This is a genomic window from Pseudomonas sp. SDT291_1_S447 (assembly GCF_054070155.1).
Genome location: NZ_JBSVXS010000008.1, coordinates 19862 through 43850 on the forward strand (window position 1 = coordinate 19862; position 23989 = coordinate 43850).

Consider the following 23989-nt stretch of genomic DNA (forward strand, 5'->3'; position numbering starts at 1 on the left):
GCAGGTTACCTCATGCATTTCAGCGAACTGATGGCTGCCATTTCCACCCATGCGATCCGCCTTCAACAGGAAGATGAAGACCTGGTCATTCTGGGCAGCGACGACGCGCTGGATGACGCGTTGTGGGACAGCCTCGCGGCGCACAAGGCGCAACTGCTGGAGCTGGTCGCCGAACACGGCGGCGACTGGCTGAGCCCGGCCTTTCGCATCACCCCGGACATGCTGCCGCTGGTGACGCTGAATCAGGACACCCTTGACCGCATCGTTGCCACGGTGCCGGGTGGCGCCGCCAACGTGCAGGACATTTATCCGTTGTCCGCGTTGCAGGAGGGCATGCTCTATCACCACCTCTCGGCCGCTGCCGGTGACCCTTACATCTCGCAGGCGCGTTTCGTGTTCGACTGCCAGGAGCGCCTGAACGCCTTCGCCGACGCGCTGCGTTGGGTGGTCAAGCGTCACGACATTTTGCGCACCTCGTTTGTCTGGGAATGCCTCGACGAAGCGGTGCAAGTGGTCTGGCGCGAGGCGCCGCTGGTGTGTGAGGAAATCCGCGTCGACAGCGGTGCCGACGTGCTCACGCAACTGCTCGAACGCCACGACCCGCAGCACTTCCGCCTCGACATGCAGCAAGCGCCACTGCTGCGCATGGTCTATGCGCAGGATCCCGCTCAGGGCCGCGTGGTCGCGCTGTTGCTGTTTCATCACATGATCATGGATCACGTGGCGCTGGATGTGCTGCGCCGGGAAGTTCAGGCCTGCCTGCTCGGGCAGACTGCGCAAGTGCCAGCGGCGGTGCCGTATCGTGATCACTTGGCCAAGGCGCGCAGTGCCGGCAGTGAGCAGGCGCAGGAAGCATTTTTCCGCGAGATGCTCGCTGATATCGACGAGCCGACGCTGCCATGTGGCTTGCAGGATGTGCAGGGCGACGGTCATGCCATCGAGGAGTCTTCGTTAATGCTCGACAGCCGTTTGAGCCGGCAGTTGCGCGAGCAGGCGCGGCAGCTCGGCGTGAGCGTTGCGAGCCTGACACATCTGGCGCTGGCGCGGGTGCTCGGGCAATTGTCCGGGCGTACGGCGGTGGTGTTCGGCACAGTGTTGCTGGGGCGCATGGACGCGGGCGAGGGCGGTGAACAGGCGTTGGGCATGTTCATCAACACCTTGCCGCTGCGCGTTGATGTTGGCGAGCAAAGCGTGCGCGCCGGCGTGCGGGCGACCCATCAGCGCCTGACTGCGTTGCTGGCGCATGAGCAAGCTTCGCTGGCGTTGGCACAACGCTGCAGCGCCGTCGCGGTGCCGACGCCGCTGTTCAGCGCGATCCTCAACTACCGACACAGCAGCGTCGAAGAAGTCGCGGACGTGGTCGACATTGCCCCCGGTGTGCAGGTGCTCGGCGCCCGCGAGCGCACCAACTATCCGCTGACCATCAACATCGATGACCTCGGCGTGGACTTGCGCATCACCGCCCTGGCGGATGCTGCGCTGGGTGCCGAGCGCATGGCCGCTTACTTGAATGCGGCGCTGGAGAGTCTGGCGGCAGCCCTGCAATCCAGTGCCGATGTGGCGCTGCAAGAGCTGAAAATCCTCCCCGCCAGCGAACGCGAACACCTGCTGCACGGCAGCAATTTGCCGCTGTCGCAGTTCCCCGACACCCCGCTGATCCACCAGCAATTCGAAGCCCATGCACAGGCCCGCCCGGACGCCACGGCGCTGATCTTCGAAGGACAGACGCTCAGCTACGGCGAACTCAACCGCCGCGCCAATCAGGTCGCTCACCATTTGCTGGCGCTGAACATTCGCCCTGACGACCGTGTCGCCATCTGCGTCGAGCGCGGCCCGCAAATGCTCATCGGCCTGCTGGGTGTGCTCAAGGCGGGCGCCGGTTATGTGCCGATCGATCCGGCCTATCCGCTCGACAGAATCAGTTTCACCTTGCAGGACAGCGCCCCGGCAGCGCTGCTGATGCAGGCGGCGACCCGCGATCGCGTGGCCGCTCTTGAGGTGCCGCAGATCGACCTCGACAGCGCTCACCTCAAGGCCGAACTCGACAGCAATCCGAAGATCCCCGAGCTGACCCCGGCGCATCTGGCGTACGTGATCTACACCTCCGGCTCCACCGGTTTGCCCAAAGGCGTGATGGTCGAGCACCGCAACGTGGCGCGGCTGTTTTCTGCCACCGAGGACTGGTTCCAGTTCAATCAACAGGATATCTGGGTGCTGTTCCATTCCTTCGCCTTCGACTTTTCGGTGTGGGAAATCTGGGGCGCGCTGGCGTTCGGCGGGCAATTGCTGTTGATCCCGCAAGCCGTCAGCCGCTCGCCGGACGACTGCTATGCGCTGCTGTGCGAAACCGGTGTGACCGTGCTCAACCAGACGCCGAGCGCGTTCCGCCAATTGATCGCCGCCCAGGGCCGCAGCCAATTACAGCACTCCCTGCGGGAAGTGATTTTCGGTGGTGAGGCGCTGGAGCCGGGGCTGCTCAAGCCGTGGTATGCGCGGGTCGGCAACGCTGGTACACGGTTGGTCAACATGTACGGCATCACCGAAACCACCGTGCACGTGACCTATCGACCGCTGCAAGCCGCCGACGCGCAGTTGCTCGGCGTCAGCCCGATTGGCGTGCGCATTCCCGACCTGCAACTGTATGTCCTCGATGCGCAGCGTGAACCGGTTCCCGTCGGCGTGATCGGTGAGCTGTACGTCGGAGGCACCGGGGTGGCGCGCGGTTATCTGAATCGCGAAGCGCTGACCGCCGAGCGTTTTATCAATGATCCGTTTGGCGAAAACGCCGAGGCGCGGTTGTATAAAACCGGCGACCTTGCACGTTGGGCGGCGGACGGCAGCCTCGAATACCTGGGGCGCAACGACGATCAGGTTAAAATTCGCGGTTTCCGCATTGAGCTGGGTGAGATCGAGGCACGTCTGTCTAGTTGCGAAGGCGTGCGAGAAGCCGTGGTGATTGCCCGTGAGGACAGCCCCGGTGATCAGCGTCTGGTCGCGTACTGGCTGGCCGATGAAGGTGTGGCGCCGGATGTGGCGCAATTGCGTGATCATTTGCTGGCCACGTTGGCCGACTACATGGTGCCGAGCGCCTTCGTGCGTCTGGACGCTTTGCCGCTGACCACCAATGGCAAGCTCGACCGCAAAGTCTTGCCGGCACCGGACAGCGATGCATTCGCCCGGCGTGGTTTCGAGGCGCCGGTTGGTGACGTGGAAAACCTGATTGCCGAACTCTGGCAGACGTTACTTGGCGTCGAACAGGTCGGCCGCCACGACAACTTCTTCGAACTCGGTGGTCATTCGCTGCTGGCTGTGAAGCTGATCGAGCGCATGCGCCAACAGGATCTGCATTGCGACGTGCGCGTGCTGTTCGGTCAGCCGAGCGTGGCAGCGCTGGCGGCGACCTTGAGCAGCGAACGCGGCATTGTCGTTCCAGACAACCTGATCGAACCGGGTTGCACGCGTATTACCCCAGCCATGTTGCCGCTGGTCAATCTCGACCAAGCCGCTATCGACCGCGTGGTTGCCAGCGTGCCGGGCGGCATCGCCAATGTGCAGGACATCTATGCGCTGGCGCCGTTGCAGGCGGGGATTCTCTATCACCATCTGGCCACCAGCGCCGGCGATCCGTATGTGTTGCAGGCGCAATTTGCCTTCGACGGTCTGGCGCAGATCAAAACCTTCGTCCGCGCCTTGAACGGCGTGATCAAACGCCATGACATTCTGCGCACCGGCGTGGTCTGGGAGGGGCTTGAGGAAGCCGTGCAAGTGGTCTGGCGCGAGGCGCCACTGGCGCTGGAACGTGTCGATGCCGACGAACTCGACGGCGACGTGCTCGAGCAGATGCAGGCGCGTTTCGATCCACGCCACTATCGTCTCGACCTCAATCGCGCGCCGCTGATGCGCTTTGTCTACACCGAAGATCAGCCACACCAGCGCTGGATCGGCATTCTCCTGCTGCACCATATCGTCCTCGATCACACCGCGCTGGACGTGCTGGTGGCGGAAATGAACGACGTCATGCGCGGCGTCAGCAGCGATCTGCCGCCGCCGGTGCAGTACCGTAATTTCGTCGCGCAGGCGCGGCTCGGCGCCGATGATCAGGCCCATGAGACGTTCTTCCGCGAGATGCTCGCCGACATCGACGAGCCGACCGTGGCTTTCGGTTTGCAGGACGTGCACGGCGACGGCAGCGCGATCCTCGACAGTCATTCCGATCTTGACGCCAGCCTTGGTCAGCGTCTGCGCGAGCAAGCACGGCGGCTGGGTGTCAGCGTGGCCAGTCTGGTGCATCAGGCCTGGGCTCAGGTGTTGGCGCAGGTGTCCGGCCAGCAAGACGTGGTGTTCGGCACCGTATTGCTCGGGCGCATGCAGGGCGGAGAGGGTGCAGATCGGGCGTTGGGCATGTTCATCAACACCTTGCCGTTGCGCGTCAGCGTCGCTGCTGACCCGGTAGAACACGGCGTGCGTGCCACCCATGCGCGTCTGGCGCAGTTGCTCGGCCATGAGCAAGCCTCGCTGGCACTGGCCCAGCGTTGCAGTGGTGTCGCCGGCTCGCAGGCGCTGTTCAGCACCTTGCTCAACTACCGCCACAGTGCGCCGGATTCGGCCGCTGTAACGTGGGACGGCGTGCAGATTCTCAGCTCGCGCGAGCGCAGCAATTATCCGCTGGTGGTCAGTGTCGATGACCTCGGCGAGGGGTTCCGCTTGAGCGTACAAGCCGTGCCGCAGGTGGACGGTGCGCGGGTCTGCGATTTCTTGCAAACCGCGTTGCACAGCCTGGTCACGGCGCTGGAGTACACGCCGACGGCGCCGTTGCAACAGCTATCGATCGTGTCACCAAGCGAGCGGCAACGGGTGCTGGTCGGCTTCAATATCAGCGGTCGTGAATATCCGCCCGCGCAGACAGTGCCGCGGCTTTTTGAAGCGCGAGTCTTGGCGCATCCCGAAGCATTGGCGGTGGTGCAGGGTGAGCAACAGTTCAGCTACCGCGAACTGAATCAGCGCGCCAATCGTCTCGCCCATCACCTGATTGGCCTCGGCGTGCAAACCGATGACCGCGTCGCGCTGTGCCTGCGTCGCGGCCCGGACATGCTTGTCGCACTGCTGGCAATTCTCAAGGCCGGCGCGGGTTATGTGCCGATCGATCCTGAATACCCGGCTGAACGCATCGCCTACCTGTTGCACGACAGCGACCCGATCGCGGTGCTGGCGCAGGCCTCGACGCGCGACCTGCTTGGCGCTGTCCCCGTGATCGATCTAGGCACCAACGACTGGCGGCACTTGCCTGACACCAACCCGGCACTGTCGAGGCTGACCCCGGCGAATCTGGCCTACGTGATCTACACCTCGGGCTCCACCGGGCAGCCGAAAGGCGTGATGGTCGAGCACCGCACTCTGGAAAACCTCGTGCACTGGCACGCCGAAGCCTTCGACCTGCACGCCGGCAGCCACACCGCCAGCGTCGCCGGTTGCGGTTTCGATGCCATGGCCTGGGAAGTCTGGCCAGCGCTGTGCGTCGGCGCGACCGTGCATCTGCCACCGCCTTCGATCGGCAATGAACACTTGGATGAATTGCTCGAGTGGTGGCGCGCGCAGCCGTTGCAGGTGAGCTTTCTGCCGACCCCGGTGGCCGAATATGCCTTCAGTCGTGAATTGGGCCATCCGACCCTGCGCGCGTTGTTGATCGGCGGCGATAAATTGCGCCAGTTCCCGCGAGATCAGACGTTCGATGTGATCAACAACTACGGCCCGACCGAAGCCACGGTGGTGGCGACGTCCGGGCGCATCGAGCCCGGGCGGGTTTTGCACATTGGCCGGCCGATTGCCAATGCCAAAGTCTATCTGCTGGACCGCCAGCAACAACCGGTGCCGACCGGTGTGCAAGGCGAGTTGTATGTCGGTGGCGCCGGGGTTGCACGGGGTTATCTGAATCGTCCGGAACTGACCGCTGCACAGTTTCTTGACGACCCGTTCAGTGACGAGCCGCACGCACGGATGTACCGCACCGGCGACCTCGCGCGCTGGCTGGACGACGGCAATATCGAATACCTGGGGCGCAATGACGATCAGGTGAAACTGCGCGGTGTACGCATTGAACTCGGCGAAATCGAAGCCGCGTTGAGCGCTCATGACGCGGTCCGCGAATGCGTGGTACTGGTACGCGACGGGCGTCTGGTTGCGTGGTTCACTGACATCGAGCAGGTCGAGATCGGCGACTTGCACCGCCATCTGCAAGCGCGGCTGCCGGACACCTTGGTGCCGGCCGCTTACGTGCGACTGGACAGCCTGCCGCTCACGGCCCACGGCAAACTCGACCGCAAAGCCTTGCCCGAGCCGGATCAGGACGCGTGGCTCAGCCGTGAATATGAAGCGCCGCAAGGCCCGGTCGAGATCGCGTTGGCGCAGATCTGGGCCGACGTACTCAACATCGAACAGATCGGCCGTCACGACAACTTCTTCGAACTCGGCGGCCATTCGCTATTGGCGGTGAGCCTGATCGAACGCATGCGTCAGGCCGGTCTGAACGCCGATGTGCGCGTGCTGTTCAACCAGCCGAGCCTCGCCGCGCTGGCGCGAGCCTTGGGCAGTGGCCGGGAAATCGCAGTGCCGGCCAATCTGATTCCAGCCGATTGCACGCACATCACCCCCGATATGCTGACCCTGACCACGCTGGATCAAGCCAGCATTGATCGTATTGTTGCGACGGTGCCGGGCGGTGCTGCCAATGTGCAGGATATCTATCCGCTGGCACCGTTGCAGGAAGGCATTCTTTATCACCATCTGAGCGCCGAGCAGGGCGATCCATACCTGCTGCAATCGCGTCTGGCTTTCGACAGCCTCGAACGTTTGCAAACCTTCGCCGAGCACTTGCAGCAGGTCATCGCCCGTCACGACATTCTGCGCACCAGCCTAGTCTGGGAAGGCTTGCCCAGCCCGCAGCAAGTGGTCTGGCGCGAGGCGCAGATGGTCGTGCAGCAAGTGCCGCTGGAGGCGCACGACGGCGACATCCTCGAGCAGTTGCACGCGCGTTTCGATGCGCGGCATTTCCGCCTCGATCTGAATCAGGCACCGTTGATCCGCATGGTCTACGCCGAGGATCCGGCGCAACAGCAAGTCGTCGCCATCGTGCTGTTCCATCACTCGATTCTCGACCACACCGCCATGGACGTGATCGGTCGCGAAATGCACGCGCTGATGTTCGACCAGCTCGACACGCTGACGCCGCCGATGCCGTACCGCAACTACGTGGCGCAGGCCCGCTTGGGCGCCGATGCGCAGGAACATGAAGCGTTCTTCCGCGAGATGCTTGGCGATATCGACGAGCCGACCTTGCCCTTCGGTCTGCAGGATGTCCAGGGCGACGGACGTGGCATCGAAGAAGCGCTGCAACCGGTCGATGCGGCGCTCAATCTGCGCCTGCGTGAACAGGCCCGGCAGTTGGGCGTCAGCCCGGCGAGCCTGATGCACATGGCCTGGGCGCAGGTGCTGGGCGTAGTCTCCGGCCGCCGCGACGTGGTCTTCGGCACCGTGTTGATGGGGCGCATGCAGGGCGGTGAGGGCGCCGACCGGACACTCGGGGTGTTCATCAACACCTTGCCGCTGCGGGTTGATCTCGCTGAAGGCGTGCGCGCCGGGGTGAAGTCCACTCATGCGCGGCTGACGGCACTGCTCGGCCATGAACACGCGTCACTGGCGCTGGCTCAACGCTGCACTGGCATGGCCGGTTCCGCGCCGCTGTTCAGCGCCTTGCTCAACTACCGACACAGTGCCGCCGAGCAGCAGCCGCACGACGGCCAGGGTATCTGGCAGGGCGTGCGCATGCTTGGCGGCGAGGAGCGCAGCAATTATCCGCTGACCCTTTCGGTGGATGATCTGGGCGAAGGTTTTGTCCTCGACGTGCTGGCGCTCGCCGAGATCGGTGCGCAACGGATTTGCAGTTACATGCACACCGCACTGGAACATCTGGTGACGGCGCTGGAAGAGGCGCCGCAACGTCCGCTCAACCGGCTGCCGGTGCTCTCGGTGGCGGAATACGAACATTTGCTGGTCGGCTTCAACCAGCACTCAGCAGCCTATCCGCGTGGTGCGACGATTCAGCGCTTGGTCGAGGTTCAGGCCGAGCAGCAGCCGGACGCACTGGCTGTGGTTCAGGGCGCGCAGCAACTGACCTACGCTGAGCTCAATCAGCGTGCCAATCGCCTGGCCCATCACTTGCTCGGCCTCGGCGTGCAGCCCGATGACCGTATCGCCGTGTGCCTGCGCCGTAGCCCGGACATGCTCGTCGCGTTGTTGGCGATCCTCAAGGCTGGGGCCGGTTATGTGCCGGTTGACCCGGCGTACCCGGCGGAACGCATCGCCTATCTGTTGCAGGACAGCGCGCCGATGGCGGTGCTGGCGCAGGCGTCGACGGCTGATTTGCTTGGCACCGTGGCGCTGATTGATCTGGACAATCCCACCTGGCAACAGCTGGCTGAGAGCAATCCGCAATTGCCGGCGCTGACCCCGGCGCATCTGGCTTATGTGATCTACACCTCCGGCTCCACAGGCCAGCCGAAAGGCGTGATGGTCGAACACGCGACGCTGGAGAACCTGGTGCACTGGCACTGCGAGGCCTTCGACCTGCGCGCCGGTAGCCACACGTCGAGCGTCGCCGGCTTCGGTTTCGACGCCATGGCGTGGGAAGTCTGGCCGGCGCTGTGTGTCGGTGCGACCCTGCATCTGCCGCCGGAGTCGGTGAGCAATGAGCACCTCGATGAGTTGCTGGCATGGTGGCGTGCGCAGCCATTGCAGGTGAGTTTCCTGCCGACGCCGGTCGCCGAATATGCGTTCAGTCGCGACCTCGGCCACCCGACCTTGCGCACGCTATTGATCGGCGGCGACAAACTGCGCCAGTTCCCCCGCGAGCAGACCTTCGCGGTGATCAATAACTATGGCCCGACCGAAGCCACGGTGGTTGCCACCTCCGGCGCGGTCGAGTCCGGGCAGGTGCTGCATATCGGCCGGCCGATGGCCAACGCGAAGATTTACCTGCTTGACGACCAGCAGCGCCCGGTACCAATCGGCGTCGCGGGCGAGTTGTATGTCGGCGGTGCGGGCGTGGCGCGCGGTTATCTGCATCGCCCCGAGCTGACCGCCGAACGCTTCCTCGACGACCCGTTCAGCGACGCACCGCAGGCGCGCATGTATCGCACTGGCGACCTCGCACGTTGGCTGGCTGACGGCACCGTCGAATACCTGGGGCGCAACGATGATCAGGTCAAACTGCGCGGCGTGCGCATCGAACTGGGCGAAATCGAAGCGGCGTTGAGCGCTCACGCGGCCGTGCAGGATTGCGTGGTGCTGGTGCGCGACGGCCAGTTGCTGGCGTGGTTTACCGAACGGCTGAACGTCGAGATCGAGGATTTGCGCAGTCATCTGCAAGCGCAGTTGCCGCAGGCCCTGGTGCCCGCCGCTTACGTGCGCCTGCAAGCACTGCCGCTGACTGCCAACGGCAAACTTGACCGCAAGGCGTTGCCGGAGCCGGATCAAACGGCGTGGCTGAGCCGCGAATATGCCGCGCCACAAGGTTCGGTGGAAATCGCACTCGCGCAGATCTGGTCTGACGTTCTTAACGTTGAACAGGTCGGCCGTCACGACAACTTCTTTGAATTGGGCGGGCATTCATTGCTGGCGGTGACGCTGATCGAACGCATGCGGCAGGTCGATCTGAGCACCGACGTGCGCGTGCTGTTTAGCCAGCCGACGTTGGCTGCGCTGGCTGCTGCGGTGGGCAGCGGTCGCGAGGTTGCAGTACCCGAGAATCTGATTGCGACCGACTGTACGCACATCACCCCGGACATGCTGCCACTGGTGCAACTGGATCAGGCCAGCATCGAACGCATCGTCGCCTCGGTGCCGGGTGGCGCGGCCAACGTGCAGGACATTTATCCGCTGGCGCCTTTGCAGGAGGGGATTCTGTATCACCACCTCAGCGCCGCGCAGGGTGATCCGTACCTGCTGCAATCGTGTCTGGCGTTCGACAGCCTCGAGCGTTTCCAAGGGTTCGCGGCAGCGCTGCGTCAGGTCATGACGCGCCACGACATCCTGCGTACGTCGATTGTCTGGCAAGGGCTCGCGGCGCCTGTGCAAGTGGTCTGGCGGCGTGCCGAGCTACCGGTCCAAGCCGTGGCGCTGGAGCCTGCGCAGGGCGAAGCCATCGATCAACTGCGGGCGCGCTTCGATGCGCGGCACTGGCGTCTGGACCTGGATCAGGCACCGCTGCTGCGTCTGGTGTATGCCCTCGACCCGGACAATCAGCGTGTCGTCGCCATGCTGTTGTTCCATCACATTGCCATGGACCACACCGCGCTGGCGGTGGTCAGCGCAGAAATGCAGGCGATTTTGCAGGGCGATGAGCGCCTGCCGGTGGCCGCAGTGCCGTACCGCAATTATGTCGCGCAGACCCGCCTAGGCGTCAGCGAACAAGAGCACGAAGCGTTCTTCCGCGAGATGCTCGGCGACATCGACGAACCGACCCTGCCGTTCGGCTTGCAGGACGTGCACGGCGACGGCAATGACATCGAGGAAGTCTGCCAGGCGCTACCCGCCGTGGTGGCGCAGCGTCTGCGCAGTCAGGCACGGTTGCTCGGCGTCAGCGTTGCCAGCCTGTTCCATCTCGCCTGGGCACAGGTGCTGGCGGCAACGTCCGCTCAGAAACGCGTGGTTTTTGGCACGGTGCTGCTTGGCCGCATGCAGGGCGGCGCGGGCGCGGATCGCGGGCTCGGCATGTTCATCAACACCTTGCCATTGCGCGTGGATGTCGACGAAAGCAACGTGCGCGCCGGGGTCAAGGCGATCCATGCGCGGCTCAGTGCGCTGTTGGCTCACGAACATGCTTCGCTGGCGCTGGCCCAGCGTTGCAGCGGTGTCGCGGCGCCGTCGCCACTGTTCAGCGCAATGCTCAACTACCGGCACAGCGGCAATGAAACCCGACAAGAGGCCAAGCGTGAATCCTGGCAGGGCATCGAATCCCTGGCCGGCGAGGAGCGCACCAATTACCCGTTGACCCTCAACGTCGACGATCTGGGCAGCGGTTTTGAACTGACAGTGATGACGCCGTCGCGCATCGGCGCAGCACGCATCGGTCAGTACATGGAGAACGCGCTGACCGCGCTGGTTGAAGCCTTGGAGCACACACCACAGCAAGCGTTGAATCGCCTGACGGTGCTGTCGGACGAGGAGCGGCAGGCGTTGCTGCTCGGCCTCAACGACACCGACGTCGATTACGATTTGCAGCAGACGCTGCACGGCTTGTTCGAAGCGCAGGTGCGACGTACGCCACAGGCTGTCGCCGTCGTCGCCGGCGAACAGGCATTGAGCTACACGCAGTTGAACGAACACGCCAACCGCTTGGCCGGGCATTTGATCAGCCTTGGCGTGCAGGTGGATTCGCGGGTGGCGATCTGCGTCGAACGCAGTCTGGAAATGGTCATCGGTCTGCTGGCGATCAACAAGGCTGGCGCCGGTTATGTGCCGCTGGACCCGGCCTATCCGCTGGAGCGCCTGGCCTACATGCTTGAGGACAGCGCGCCGGCCGTGGTGCTGGTGCACGGTGCTACCAGCGGGTTGCTGGGGGATGTCAAAGCGGCAGTGGTCGATCTTGACCAGAACACTTGGCAATCCCTGTCTGCCGACAATCCGCAGATCCCGGCGCTGACGCCACAGCACAGCGCGTACGTGATCTACACCTCCGGTTCCACCGGCCAACCGAAAGGCGTGGTCAACGAACACGCAGGTGTGGTCAACCGCTTGCTGTGGATGCAGGACGCCTATCGCCTGACCGCTGCCGATTCGGTGTTGCAGAAAACCCCGTTCAGCTTCGACGTGTCGGTGTGGGAGTTCTTCTGGCCGCTGATGACCGGTGCGCGACTGGTCATGGCGCGGCCCGACGGGCACAAGGATCCGCAGTACCTGAGCGAAGTGATCGAGCGCGAACACATCACCACGCTGCACTTTGTGCCGTCGATGCTCGACGTGTTCCTCGCCAACAGCGACACCACGCGCTGCGACGGTGTGCGGCAGGTGATGTGCAGCGGTGAGGCGTTGCCGGGCAATGTCGTGCGGCGCTTCAAACTGCAATTGCCGGGCAGCGGTTTGCACAACCTGTACGGCCCGACCGAAGCGGCCGTCGACGTGACCGCGTGGGATTGCGCCGGCTCCATCGAACAGACCCCGGACAACACACCGATCGGCAAACCGATCGCCAACACCCGCATGTATATCCTCGATGCGCAACAGCAGCCGGCGCCGCAAGGCGTGGTCGGCGAGCTGTATATCGCTGGCGTGCAGGTGGCGCGCGGCTATCTGAACCGGCCTGAGCTGAGTGCCGAGCGCTTCCTCAACGATCCGTTCCAGCCTGGCGGGCGCATGTACCGCACCGGTGACGTCGCGCGGTATCGGCCGGACGGCAACATCGAGTATCTGGGGCGTAACGATGATCAGGTGAAGATCCGCGGTCTGCGTATTGAGCTGGGCGAAATTCAGGCGCGCCTGACCCAGATCCACGGCGTGCAAGAAGCGGCGGTGGTGGCCCGTGAAGACGTGCCGGGCGACAAACGTCTGGTCGCGTACTACACCGGCGAACGCCTGGAAATCGACCTGCTGCGCAGTCAACTGCTGGATCACTTGCCGGACTACATGGTGCCCGCCGTGTTCGTGCATCTCGACGCTTTGCCGCTGAGCCCCAACGGCAAGCTCGACCGCAAGGCGCTGCCGGCGCCGGATCAGCAAGCGCTGAAAACCCGCGAATACGAAGCCCCGGTCGGCGAAGTGGAAATCACCCTCGCACGGCTGTGGGCTGAACTGCTCAACGTCGAGCGGGTAGGGCGCCACGATCACTTTTTTGAGTTGGGTGGTCACTCGCTGCTGGCGGTCAGTCTGATCGGCCGGTTGCGTCAGGAAGGCATGGAAGCCGATGTCAGGTCGCTGTTCGAACATCCGACCCTGGCCGGCTACGCCGCAATTACCGAAAGAATGGAGATCGTCCTGTGAATGTGCTCGAACTGTTGGCAACCCTGAAGGCAAAAGACATTCAGTTGGCGGTGACCGATGAACAATTGCGCGTCAATGGCAACAAACAGGCCTTGAGCGATCCGGCGTTGCTGGCGCTGTTGCGCGAACATAAACCGGCGCTGATCGAACTGATCAAGGCCGGGCAATATTCGGCCACCAAGGCCGGTCAGGTCGAGGTGCCGGTCAACGGCATCGCGGCCGACGCCACGCAGATCACCCCGTCGATGCTGACCCTGGTCGAGCTGGATCAGGCCAGCATCGATCACCTCGTAGCGCAAGTGCCAGGCGGCGCGGCGAATGTGCAGGACATCTATCCGTTGGCGCCGTTGCAGGAGGGGATTCTCTATCACCACGCGAGCAACGAGCAGGGCGATCCCTACGTCATGCAATCGTACTTCGCGTTCAGCAGCCGTGAGCGTCTGCAGGACTTCGCTCAAGCCTTGCAAAAAGTCATCGATCGCCACGACATCTTGCGCACGGCGGTGCATTGGGAAGGGCTGGACGTGCCGCTGCAAGTGGTCTGGCGTCAGGCACAGTTGCCGATGGAAGAAGTCGTGCTGGCAGACGGCGCAAGCGATGCACTGCAGCAATTGCACGAACGTTTCGATGCGCGGCATTTCCGTCTGGACGTGCGGTGTGCGCCGATGATGCGTCTGGCCTACGCGTGGGACGAGGACGCTCAGCGCGCGGTCGCGACGTTGTTGTTCCATCACATGGCGCTGGACCACTCGGCGCTCGATGTGGTGCGTCACGAACTGCTCGCCTGCCTCACCGGCCAGGATCAAATGCTCGGGCGCCCGCTGCCGTTTCGCAATTACGTGGCGCAGGCGCGGCTGGGCATCAGCGAAGCGGAACACGAGGGGTTTTTCCGCGAGATGCTCGCTGACATTGCCGAGCCGACGCTGCCGTACGGTTTGCAGGACGTGCAGGGTGACGGCCTTGGCATCGCCGAGCTGAGCCTGCCGATCAACCCGTTGCTCGGCCAGCGTCTGCGCACACAGGCGCGGCAGCTCGGGGTGAGCGCTGCGAGCCTGTTCCATCTGGGCTGGGCGCAGGTACTGGCGGCGCTCACCAGCAAGCAAAACGTAGTGTTCGGTACGGTGCTGATGGGCCGTATGCAAGGCGCCGAAGCCACCGAACGGGCGCTGGGGATTTTCATCAACACCTTACCGCTGCGGGTCGATGTCGATGCGCAGGGCGTGCGTGCGGCGGTGGAGGCGACGCACAAACGCCTGACCACGCTGATGCGCCACGAACACGCGCCGCTGGCATTGGCCCAGCGTTGCAGCGGCGTGGTCGCGCCGACGCCGTTGTTCAGTGCCTTGCTCAATTACCGTCACAGCCATACCGCAGCGACGGCAAGTGCCGAGACGCTTGCCGCCTGGGAAGGTATCAGCACGATCAGCTCCGAAGAACGCACCAACTATCCGCTGACCCTCAGCGTTGATGATTACGGTGATGCGTTCAGCCTGACCTTGCTGGCCACCACCGAGGTCGATCCACAGCGTATCTGCGATTACCTGCACTGCGCTCTGGAAGGTCTGGTGCTGGCACTGGAGCAGGCGCCCGATACCGCAATCAACCAGTTGCCGATTCTGCCGGCGGCCGAGCGCGAGCAGGTGCTGTTGGCGTTCAATGCCACTCACGCCGACTTCCCGGCGACGTTGACCATTGGCCAGCGTTTCGAGGCACAAGTGGCGCAGCGGCCCGAAGCCGTGGCTGCGCAATACCTCGGTGAGCAACTGAGTTATGCCGAGCTCAACCGGCATGCCAACGCCTTGGCCCATCACCTGATCGCGCTTGGGGTGAAGCCTGACGATCGCGTCGCCATCGTCGCCCGCCGTGGCCTCGATACGCTGGTCGGACTGGTCGCCATTCTCAAGGCCGGCGCCGGTTATGTGCCGGTCGACCCGGCGCACCCGGCCGAGCGTCTGCACTACTTGCTCAGCGACAGCGCCCCCGTCGCCGTGCTCACCCAGAACAATTTGCTTGAGCGCTTGCCGGCACTGGCGGTGCCGGTGATCGATCTCGACCCGCGCACTTGGCCACTGAGCGAGACCCTTGATCCGCAGGTGCCGGGCCTGACCGCTGAACACCTGGCCTACGTGATCTACACCTCCGGTTCCACCGGCCTGCCCAAAGGGGTGATGGTCGAACACCGCACCTTGTCGAATCTGGTCGACTGGCATTGCAGCGCGTTTGATCTGTGCGCCGGTCGCCACACTTCAAGCCTTGCCGGGTTCGGTTTCGACGCCATGGCCTGGGAAGTCTGGCCAGCGTTGTGTGCCGGCGCGACCCTGCATCTGGCACCGACTCACGAAGGCACCGAGGATATCGATGCGCTGCTCGACTGGTGGCGCGCGCAGCCACTGGACGTGAGTTTTCTGCCGACACCCGTCGCCGAATACGCCTTCAGCCAGAACCTTGAACACCCGACGTTGCGTACATTGCTGATCGGTGGCGACCGCTTGCGCCAGTTCAGCCGCAACCAGCAATTCGACGTGATCAACAACTACGGTCCGACCGAAGCCACCGTGGTCGCCACTTCTGGGCGAATCGAGGCAGGCGATGCCTTGCACATCGGCAAACCGGTGACCAATGCCACGGTGTACCTGCTCGATGAACAGCAGCGTCCGGTGCCGATTGGCGTCATGGGCGAGTTGTACGTTGGCGGTGTCGGAGTCGCTCGCGGCTATTTGAACCGTGCCGACCTGAGCGCCGAGCGCTTCCTCCACGACCCGTTCAGCCCCGTGCCGAATGCGCGCATGTATCGCACCGGCGACCTCGCACGCTGGCGCGCCGACGGCACGATCGAGTACCTGGGGCGCAATGACGATCAGGTAAAAATCCGCGGCGTGCGCATCGAACTCGGCGAAATCGAAACCCGCCTCAATCAGTTGCCCGGCATTCAGGAAGCCGTGTTGCTGGCGCGCGAAGATGAACCCGGCCAGCCACGCCTGGTGGCGTATTTCACCGAGCAGAGCCAGGTCGAACCGTTGGCCGTGGCCGAGTTGCGCGCGCACCTGTTGACCCAGTTACCGGAGTACATGGTGCCGGTGGCCTTCGTCAGACTCGACGCGCTGCCGTTGACCGCCAATGGCAAGGTCGACCGCAAGGCCCTGCCGAAACCCGAGCGAGCGGCGCTGTTCACCCGCGAATACGAGGCCCCGCACAACGAACTGGAAAGCGCCTTGGCGCAGATCTGGGCGCAGGTGCTGCAGGTCGAGCGAGTAGGGCGCCAGGATCATTTCTTCGAACTCGGCGGCCATTCGCTGTTGGCCATGCGCATGGTGTCCCAGGTTCGCCAGCGCCTTGGCGTGGAGCTAGCACTGGGCGATCTGTTTGCCAACGCCGAGCTGGCCGCGGTTGCCGAGGCGGTAGCGCAGGCCGGGCGCAGCACGCAACCGGAGATTGTCGCGGTGGCCCGTGACGGCGCCTTGCCGCTGTCGTTCGCTCAGCAACGCTTGTGGTTTCTCGCACAGATGGAAGGCGCCAACACCGCGTACAACATTCCCATCGGCCTGCGCCTGCGTGGGCAGCTGAATGAACCGGCCCTGCAACAAGCCTTGGCGCGCATCGTCGCCCGCCACGAAACCCTGCGCAGCCGTTTTGCCCAGTTCAATGACGAGGCGCAAGTGCTGATCGCCCCGGTCGACAGCGGTCTGCTGCTGCGCGTCGAAGACCTGCGTCAGCATCCGCAAGCCGAACAGACCTTGGCGGCGCTGATTCAGGGCGAAGCCTCGGGGCCTTTCGACTTGCAGGACGATGCGCTGATTCGCGGTCGGTTGGTGCGCCTCGCCGACGATCATCACGTGTTGTTGCTGACGCTGCACCACATCATCTCCGATGGCTGGTCGATGGGGGTTCTGACCCGTGAGCTGATGGCGTTGTATCAGGCGTTCAGCCACGGTCAGCCGGATCCGCTGCCGCCCCTGGCGTTGCAATACAGCGACTACGCGGTGTGGCAGCGACGCTGGCTCAGTGGTGAGGTGTTGCAGCGCCAAAGCGAGTACTGGCTACAGACCCTGGCGGGCGCTCCAGCGCTGTTGACGCTGCCGACTGACCGCGTGCGCCCGGCACAGCAGGATTACGCCGGCAACACCGTCGACGTGGTGCTCGACGAACGCTTGAGTGCCGGGCTCAAGGCTTTGGCCCAGCGTCACGGCGTGACGATGTACATGCTCATGCTCAGTGCCTGGGCGAGTCTGTTGAGTCGTTTGTCCGGGCAAGCCGAAGTGGTCATCGGTTCGCCGGTCGCCAACCGTACCCGCGCCGAGATCGAAGGCTTGATCGGCATGTTCGTCAATACCCTGGCCTTGCGTATCGATACCTCGGGCGCTTTGAGCACCGAGGCGCTGCTGGCGCGGGTCAAGGCGCGGACGTTGGATGCGCAAGCGCATCAGGATCTGCCGTTCGAGCAAGTGGTGGAAATCACCCGGCCGCTGCGCAGCATGGCGCACAGCCCGTTGTTTCAAGCGATGTTCAGTTGGGACAGCGGCCACGGCGCTAGCCTGAGTCTGGGCGAGCTGACACTGGAAAGCGTCGCCGAGCCGAGTCACTTTGCCAAATTCGATTTGTCGCTGACGCTGGCAGACGCGCCGGGCGGGATTCGCGGTGTGCTGGAGTACGCCGTTGCCCTGTTCGACGAATCGACCATTGAGCGTTATGTCGGTTACTTCCGGCGACTGTTGCAGGCAATGGTCAACAACGATCAAGCGGTACTGGAGCAGGTGGCGTTGTTGGCGGATGACGAGCGTCAGCACCTGCTGGTCGATCTGAACGCCACCGCCGTCATCCACGATCTCGAACAGACCGTGCATGGCCGCTTCGAGGCGCAGGTGTTGCGCACGCCAGACGCTGACGCTGTGGTCGCCGGTGGGTTGCGTTTGAGTTACGCCGAGCTGAATCGCCGCGCCAACCAACTCGCCCATCACCTGCGCCAGTGCGGTGTGGGCAGCGATGCGCGGGTGGCAATCTGCGTCGAGCGCGGGCCGGAGTTGTTGATCGGTCTACTGGCGATTCTCAAGGCTGGTGGCGCTTATGTGCCGCTCGATCCGAGCTATCCCGCCGAGCGTCTGGCCTACATGCTTGAGGACAGCGCGCCCGTGGTGGTGCTGGTGCATGGGCCGACGCGTGCGCTGATCGCCGAGTGGGCGGGCGTGCGGGTCGATTTCGACCAGTGCACCTGGCAAGACCTTGAGCAAAGCAATCCGCAAGTGCCAGACCTGAGCGCCGCGAACCTGGCTTATGTGATTTACACCTCCGGTTCCACCGGCACGCCGAAAGGCGTGATGGTCGAGCACCGCAACCTGGGCAATCTGCTGCACTGGAGCGCCGGACTGTGTCCGCTTTCTACCGGCGCCGCGCTGCTGCAGAAAACCCCGTTCAGTTTCGACGCCTCGGTGTGGGAACTATTCTGGCCGTTGAGCTGCGGCATGCGCCTGGTTCTCGCCGGCCCCGACGATCACCGCGATCCGGTCGCGCTGGTGCAACTGATTCGTGAGCAACAGGTCAACGTCATCCAGTTTGTACCGGCGCTGTTGCAGCAATTCCTTGAAGTGGAAGAAGTCGGTGAGTGCAGTAGCCTGAGCGATGTGTTCTGTGGTGGCGGTGAGCTGACCGCAGCGTTGGTGCGCAGCGTCCGTGAGCGTCTGCCGCAGGTGCGCCTGCACAACGTGTATGGCCCGACCGAAGCCACCGTCGACAGCACGGTGTGGACGTTGGAGGCGGATTCGCCGGTACCGCAAGGCGCGCCGCCGATTGGCAAACCGCTGTGCAACACCCGCGTGTACATCCTTGATGCTCATCAGCAACCGACGCCGTTGGGTGTGGTCGGCGAGATGTATCTGGGCGGGGTGCAGGTGGCGCGGGGGTATCTGAATCGGCCTGAGCTGACGGCCGAGCGCTTCCTCGACGATCCGTTCAATGATCAGCCCGGCGCGCGTTTGTACCGCACCGGCGACGTCGCGCGGTATCTGGCCGATGGCAACATCGAGTACCTGGGGCGCAACGACGATCAGGTCAAGATCCGTGGTTTGCGCATTGAACTGGGCGAGATTCAGGCGCATCTGGCGCGCCTCGACGGCGTGCGTGAAGCGGCGGTGCTGGCCCGTGAAGACGTGCCGGGCGATCAGCGATTGGTGGCGTACTACAGCGGCGAGTGTTTTGAGAACGATCAGTTGCGAAGCCAATTGCTCACGCATCTGCCGGATTACATGGTGCCTGCCGTGTTTGTGCATTTGCAGGCCTTGCCGCTGAGCCCCAACGGCAAACTGGATCGACAGGCTTTGCCGGCTCCCGAGCAGATTGCACTGTCGACCCGCGAGTACGAAGCGCCGGTCGGTGAAGTTGAAACCGTGATCGCCGGTATCTGGGCCGAGTTGCTCAAGGTTGAGCGGGTAGGGCGCTTTGATCATTTCTTCGAACTGGGCGGCCACTCGTTGCTGGCGGTCAATCTGGTTGCGCGCATGCGCCGGGCCGGCCTGTCGGCGGATATCCGCGTGCTGTTCGGCCAACCGACGCTGGCCGCATTGGCAGCGGCGGTGGGGGGAGAGCCTGAGGCAGCGGTGCCGGCCAATCTTGTTCCGGCCGATTGCACGCGCATCACGCCCGAACTGCTGCCACTGGTGGCGCTGGATCAAGCGACGATCGACCGAATCGTCGCGAGTGTCCCCGGCGGTGCGCGCAACGTGCAGGATATCTACCCGCTGGCGCCGTTGCAGACCGGCATCCTGTTCCATCATCTGTCGGCCGCGCAGGGTGATCCGTACGTGTTGCAGGCGCAGTTTGCCTTCGCTGACGAACAGCGTTTGCAGGCCTTTACTGTCGCCCTGCAACGGGTGATTGAACGGCATGACATTCTGCGCACGTCGCTGTTCTGGGAGGGCCTTGAAGAGCCGGTGCAAGTGGTCTGGCGTCAGGCTTCGCTGAGCTGTGAGGCCTTGGAGTTGGACAACGGCGCGGGCGATGCGCTGAGCCAGTTGCGTGACCGCTTCACCATCGATAACTACCGCATGCCCGTCACCGAGGCGCCGCTGATGCGCGTGGTGTACAGCCGCGATGTGTCCAATCAACGCGTGGTTGCGTTGTTGCTGTTCCATCATTTGGTCATGGATCACGTGGCGCTTGAGGTCTTGCAGAACGAAATGCAGGCGTTTCTGCTGGGCAACGCCGGGCAACTGAGCGAGCCGGTGCCGTATCGCAATTACGTGGCGCACACCCAGGCCGGTCTGAGTGAGCAAGAGCACGAAAGCTTCTTCCGCGAAATGCTCGGCGCGATCGATGAACCGACCTTGCCCTATGGTCAGAATCTGGCCCATGACAGTCCCGCGCAAGAAGCGCAGTTGACGCTGGAAAACACCCTCAGCCACAGCGTGCGGCAACAGGCACGGCGCTTGGGTGTCAGCGCCGCCAGCCTGATGCACCTCGCCTGGGCGCAGGTGCTGGGGCAATTGTCCGGGCGCGACGCGGTGGTCTTCGGCACTGTGTTGCTCGGCCGATTGCAGGGCGGTGAAGGCTCGGAGCGCGCGCTCGGCGTGTTCATCAACACCTTGCCGCTGTGCATCGAACTCAATGCACACAGCGTCAAAGGGGCGGCGCTGGCCACCCATGAACGCCTGAGTCAGCTACTCGCTCATGAGCACGCGCAACTGGCGCAGGTGCAACAGTGCAGCGCGATGCCGGCGGGCACGCCGCTGTTCAGCACATTGCTCAATTATCGTCACAGCACCCCGGTCGGGCCGATATCCGCAGAGGTGCAAGCGGCATGGCACGGCATGCAATTGCTCGAGGCCGAGGAACACACCAACTATCGCCTGACCCTCAGCGTTGATGATCTCGGCGAAGACTTCAGCCTGAAGGTATTGGCCGGGGCGGGGATTGATGCACAGCGTATCTGCGGGTACATGCAGGGTGCGTTGATGACTTTGCTGAACGCGCTTGAGCACACGCCGCAGGTGGGCTTTGATCGGTTGTCGATCCTGCCGGCAGCAGAGCGCGAACAGTTGCTGATGGATTTCAATGCGACCGAAGCCGACTACCCGCGTGAGCTGACGATTGCCCAGCGCTTTGAGTCGCAGGTCGCCGAGCGTCCACAAGCGGTGGCAGCGGTGTTTGCCGGGCAGCCACTGACTTACTTGCAGCTCAATCGCCAGGCCAATGCGTTGGCGCATCACTTGATCGAATCAGGCGTGAAACCTGATGATCGGGTGGCCATCGTCGCCCGCCGCGGTCTGGAAACGTTGGTCGGTCTGGTCGCCATTCTCAAGGCTGGCGCCGGCTATGTGCCGATCGATCCGGCGCATCCCGCCGAGCGGATCAGCTATTTGCTCGGCGACAGCGCGCCGGTCGCGGTGCTCACGCAAAGCGATCTGCACGAAAGACTGCCACTGCTGACCGTGCCAGTGATCGATGTCGACCTGTGCGCATGGCCGGCGCAGGCGCAACACAACCCTGCGGTGCCGGAATTGAGCGCTGCGCATTTGGCCTACGTGATCTACACCTCGGGTTCGACCGGTCTGCCCAAAGGGGTCATGGTCGAGCATCAGACGTTATCCAACCTGATCGACTGGCACTGTGAAGCGTTCGATCTGCGCGCTGACAGCCACACCTCAAGCCTTGCCGGGTTTGGCTTCGATGCGATGGCGTGGGAAGTCTGGCCGGCGCTGTGTGTGGGCGCGACCTTGCACTTGGCGCCGGTGCACGAAGGCAGTGAAGACATCGACGCGCTGCTCGATTGGTGGCGCGGGCAACCACTGGAGGTGAGCTTCCTGCCAACGCCGATTGCTGAATACGCGTTCAGCCAGCACCTCGATCACCCGACTTTGCGTACCTTGCTGATCGGTGGCGATCGCTTGCGTCAGTTCAATCGCGACCAGCGCTTCGCTGTGATCAACAACTACGGCCCTACTGAAGCCACCGTGGTCGCGACTTCCGGGCGCGTTGACGTTGGCGCAGCGTTGCACATCGGCAAACCGGTGGCGAACGCGGCGGTTTACCTGCTCGACGAGCAGCAACGCCCGGTGCCAATGGGCGTCATGGGCGAGTTGTACGTCGGTGGAGCGGGGGTGGCCCGGGGTTATCTCAACCGCGCCGATATGACCGCCGAGCGCTTCCTGCACGACCCGTTCAGCCCCTTGCCGAATGCGCGCATGTACCGCACTGGTGACCTTGCCCGCTGGCGCGAAGACGGCTCGCTCGACTATCTGGGGCGTAACGACGACCAGGTAAAAATCCGTGGCATGCGCATTGAGTTGGGTGAAATCGAGACTCGCCTCAATCAGCTCCCCGGTATCAACGAGGCGGTGCTATTGGCCCGTGAGGACCAACCCGGTCAACCGCAACTGGTGGCGTATTTCACCGAACGGGCGGGGGCCGAGCCACTGGCGGTGGCTGAATTGCGCGCGCAGTTACTCATGCAGTTGCCGGATTACATGGTGCCCGCCGCGTTCGTCCGGCTCGAGGCTTTACCGCTGACCGCCAATGGCAAGGTCGACCGCAAGGCGTTGCCGAAACCTGATCTGGCCGCGCTGCCGACCCGCGAATATGTGGCGCCACAAGGTGAGCTGGAAACCGCACTCGCGCATATCTGGGCCGAAGTGCTGCAAGTCGAGCAGGTCGGCCGTCACGATCATTTCTTCGAACTCGGCGGTCATTCGCTGTTGGCGATGCGCATGGTCTCGCTGATCCGTCAGCGCCTCGGCGTCGAACTGGCGCTAAGTGACCTGTTTGCCGACGCGCAATTGAGCGCAGTCGCTGAAGTATTGAATCGTGCCGGGCGCAGCGTGCTACCGGACATTGTGCCGGCACCGCGTGATCAAGCGCTGCCGATGTCCTTCGCCCAACAACGCCTGTGGTTCCTGGCGCAGATGGCGGGTGGCAACTCGGCGTACAACATTCCTCTGGGCCTGCGCCTGCGCGGTCACCTCGACGTCGATGCCCTGCAATCGGCGCTGGCACGGATCGTCGCCCGCCACGAAACCCTGCGCAGCCGTTTCATCAGCCTCGACGACAGCGCCCACGTGTCGATTGCCCCGGTCGACAGCGGTTTGCTGTTGCGCGTGGACGACCTGCGCCAAGACCTGCAAGCCGAGCACACCGTGCAGGGATTGATGGCGCAGGAAGCCTCGACAGCGTTTGATCTGCACAACGATCCGTTGATTCGCGGACGGTTGGTGCGCCTGGCCGACGATCACTGTGTGTTGCTGTTGACCGTGCATCACATCGTCGCCGACGGTTGGTCGATGGGCGTGCTGACCCGCGAGCTGATGGCGTTGTATCAAGCGTTCAGCCACGGTCAGCCTGATCCGCTGCCGCCACTGACCCTGCAATACGGCGACTACGCGGTGTGGCAACGCCAGTGGCTCAGCGGTGAAGTGCTGCAGCGGCAAAGCGACTATTGGCAGCAGACTCTCGACGGCGCGCCGGCCTTGTTGACGTTGCCCACCGATCGCCCGCGACCGGCGCAGCAGGATTACACCGGCGGCAACGTCGAGGTGTTGCTGGACGAACGCTTGAGCACTGGCCTTAAAACGTTGAGCCAGCGTCACGGCGCGACCCTGTTCATGACCCTGATGAGCGCCTGGGCGCTGCTGATGAGTCGTCTGTCCGGGCAAACCGATGTGGTGATCGGTGCGCCGGTGGCCAACCGCAGCCGCGCTGAAATCGAAGGGTTGATCGGCATGTTCGTCAATACGCTGGCCTTGCGCATCGACACCTCGGGCGCGGTGAGCGTCGAAGCGCTGCTGGCGCGGGTCAAGGCGCAGACACTGACGGCGCAGGCGCATCAGGATCTGCCGTTCGAGCAAGTGGTGGAAATCGCCCGGCCGCTGCGCAGTCTGGCGCACAGCCCGTTGTTCCAGACCACGCTGAGCTGGGACAGCAGCGTCGGCCCGCAACTGGCGTTGGGCGATTTGACGCTGGAGGGTATTGCCGGGCCGGG

The 23989-nt window shown here is 63.7% G+C and carries 2 protein-coding genes (1 of these 2 only partly in view); both read left to right on the forward strand.

The features are described 5' to 3' along the window. Positions 1-12 precede the first annotated feature (12 nt). Positions 13-13029: an amino acid adenylation domain-containing protein gene (locus ACW9IR_RS04850; protein ID WP_457461926.1), complete on the forward strand. Its 13017-nt coding sequence runs from the start codon at positions 13-15 to the stop codon at positions 13027-13029. Beyond that, positions 13026-23989, forward strand: the 5' portion of a protein-coding gene (locus ACW9IR_RS04855) for a non-ribosomal peptide synthase/polyketide synthase (RefSeq protein ID WP_457461928.1). Its footprint extends 6883 nt past the window's final position; only the first 10964 of its 17847 coding nucleotides appear in the window; it begins with the start codon at positions 13026-13028; the stop codon falls past the right edge of the window. The genes ACW9IR_RS04850 and ACW9IR_RS04855 overlap by 4 nt, the downstream gene beginning before the upstream one ends.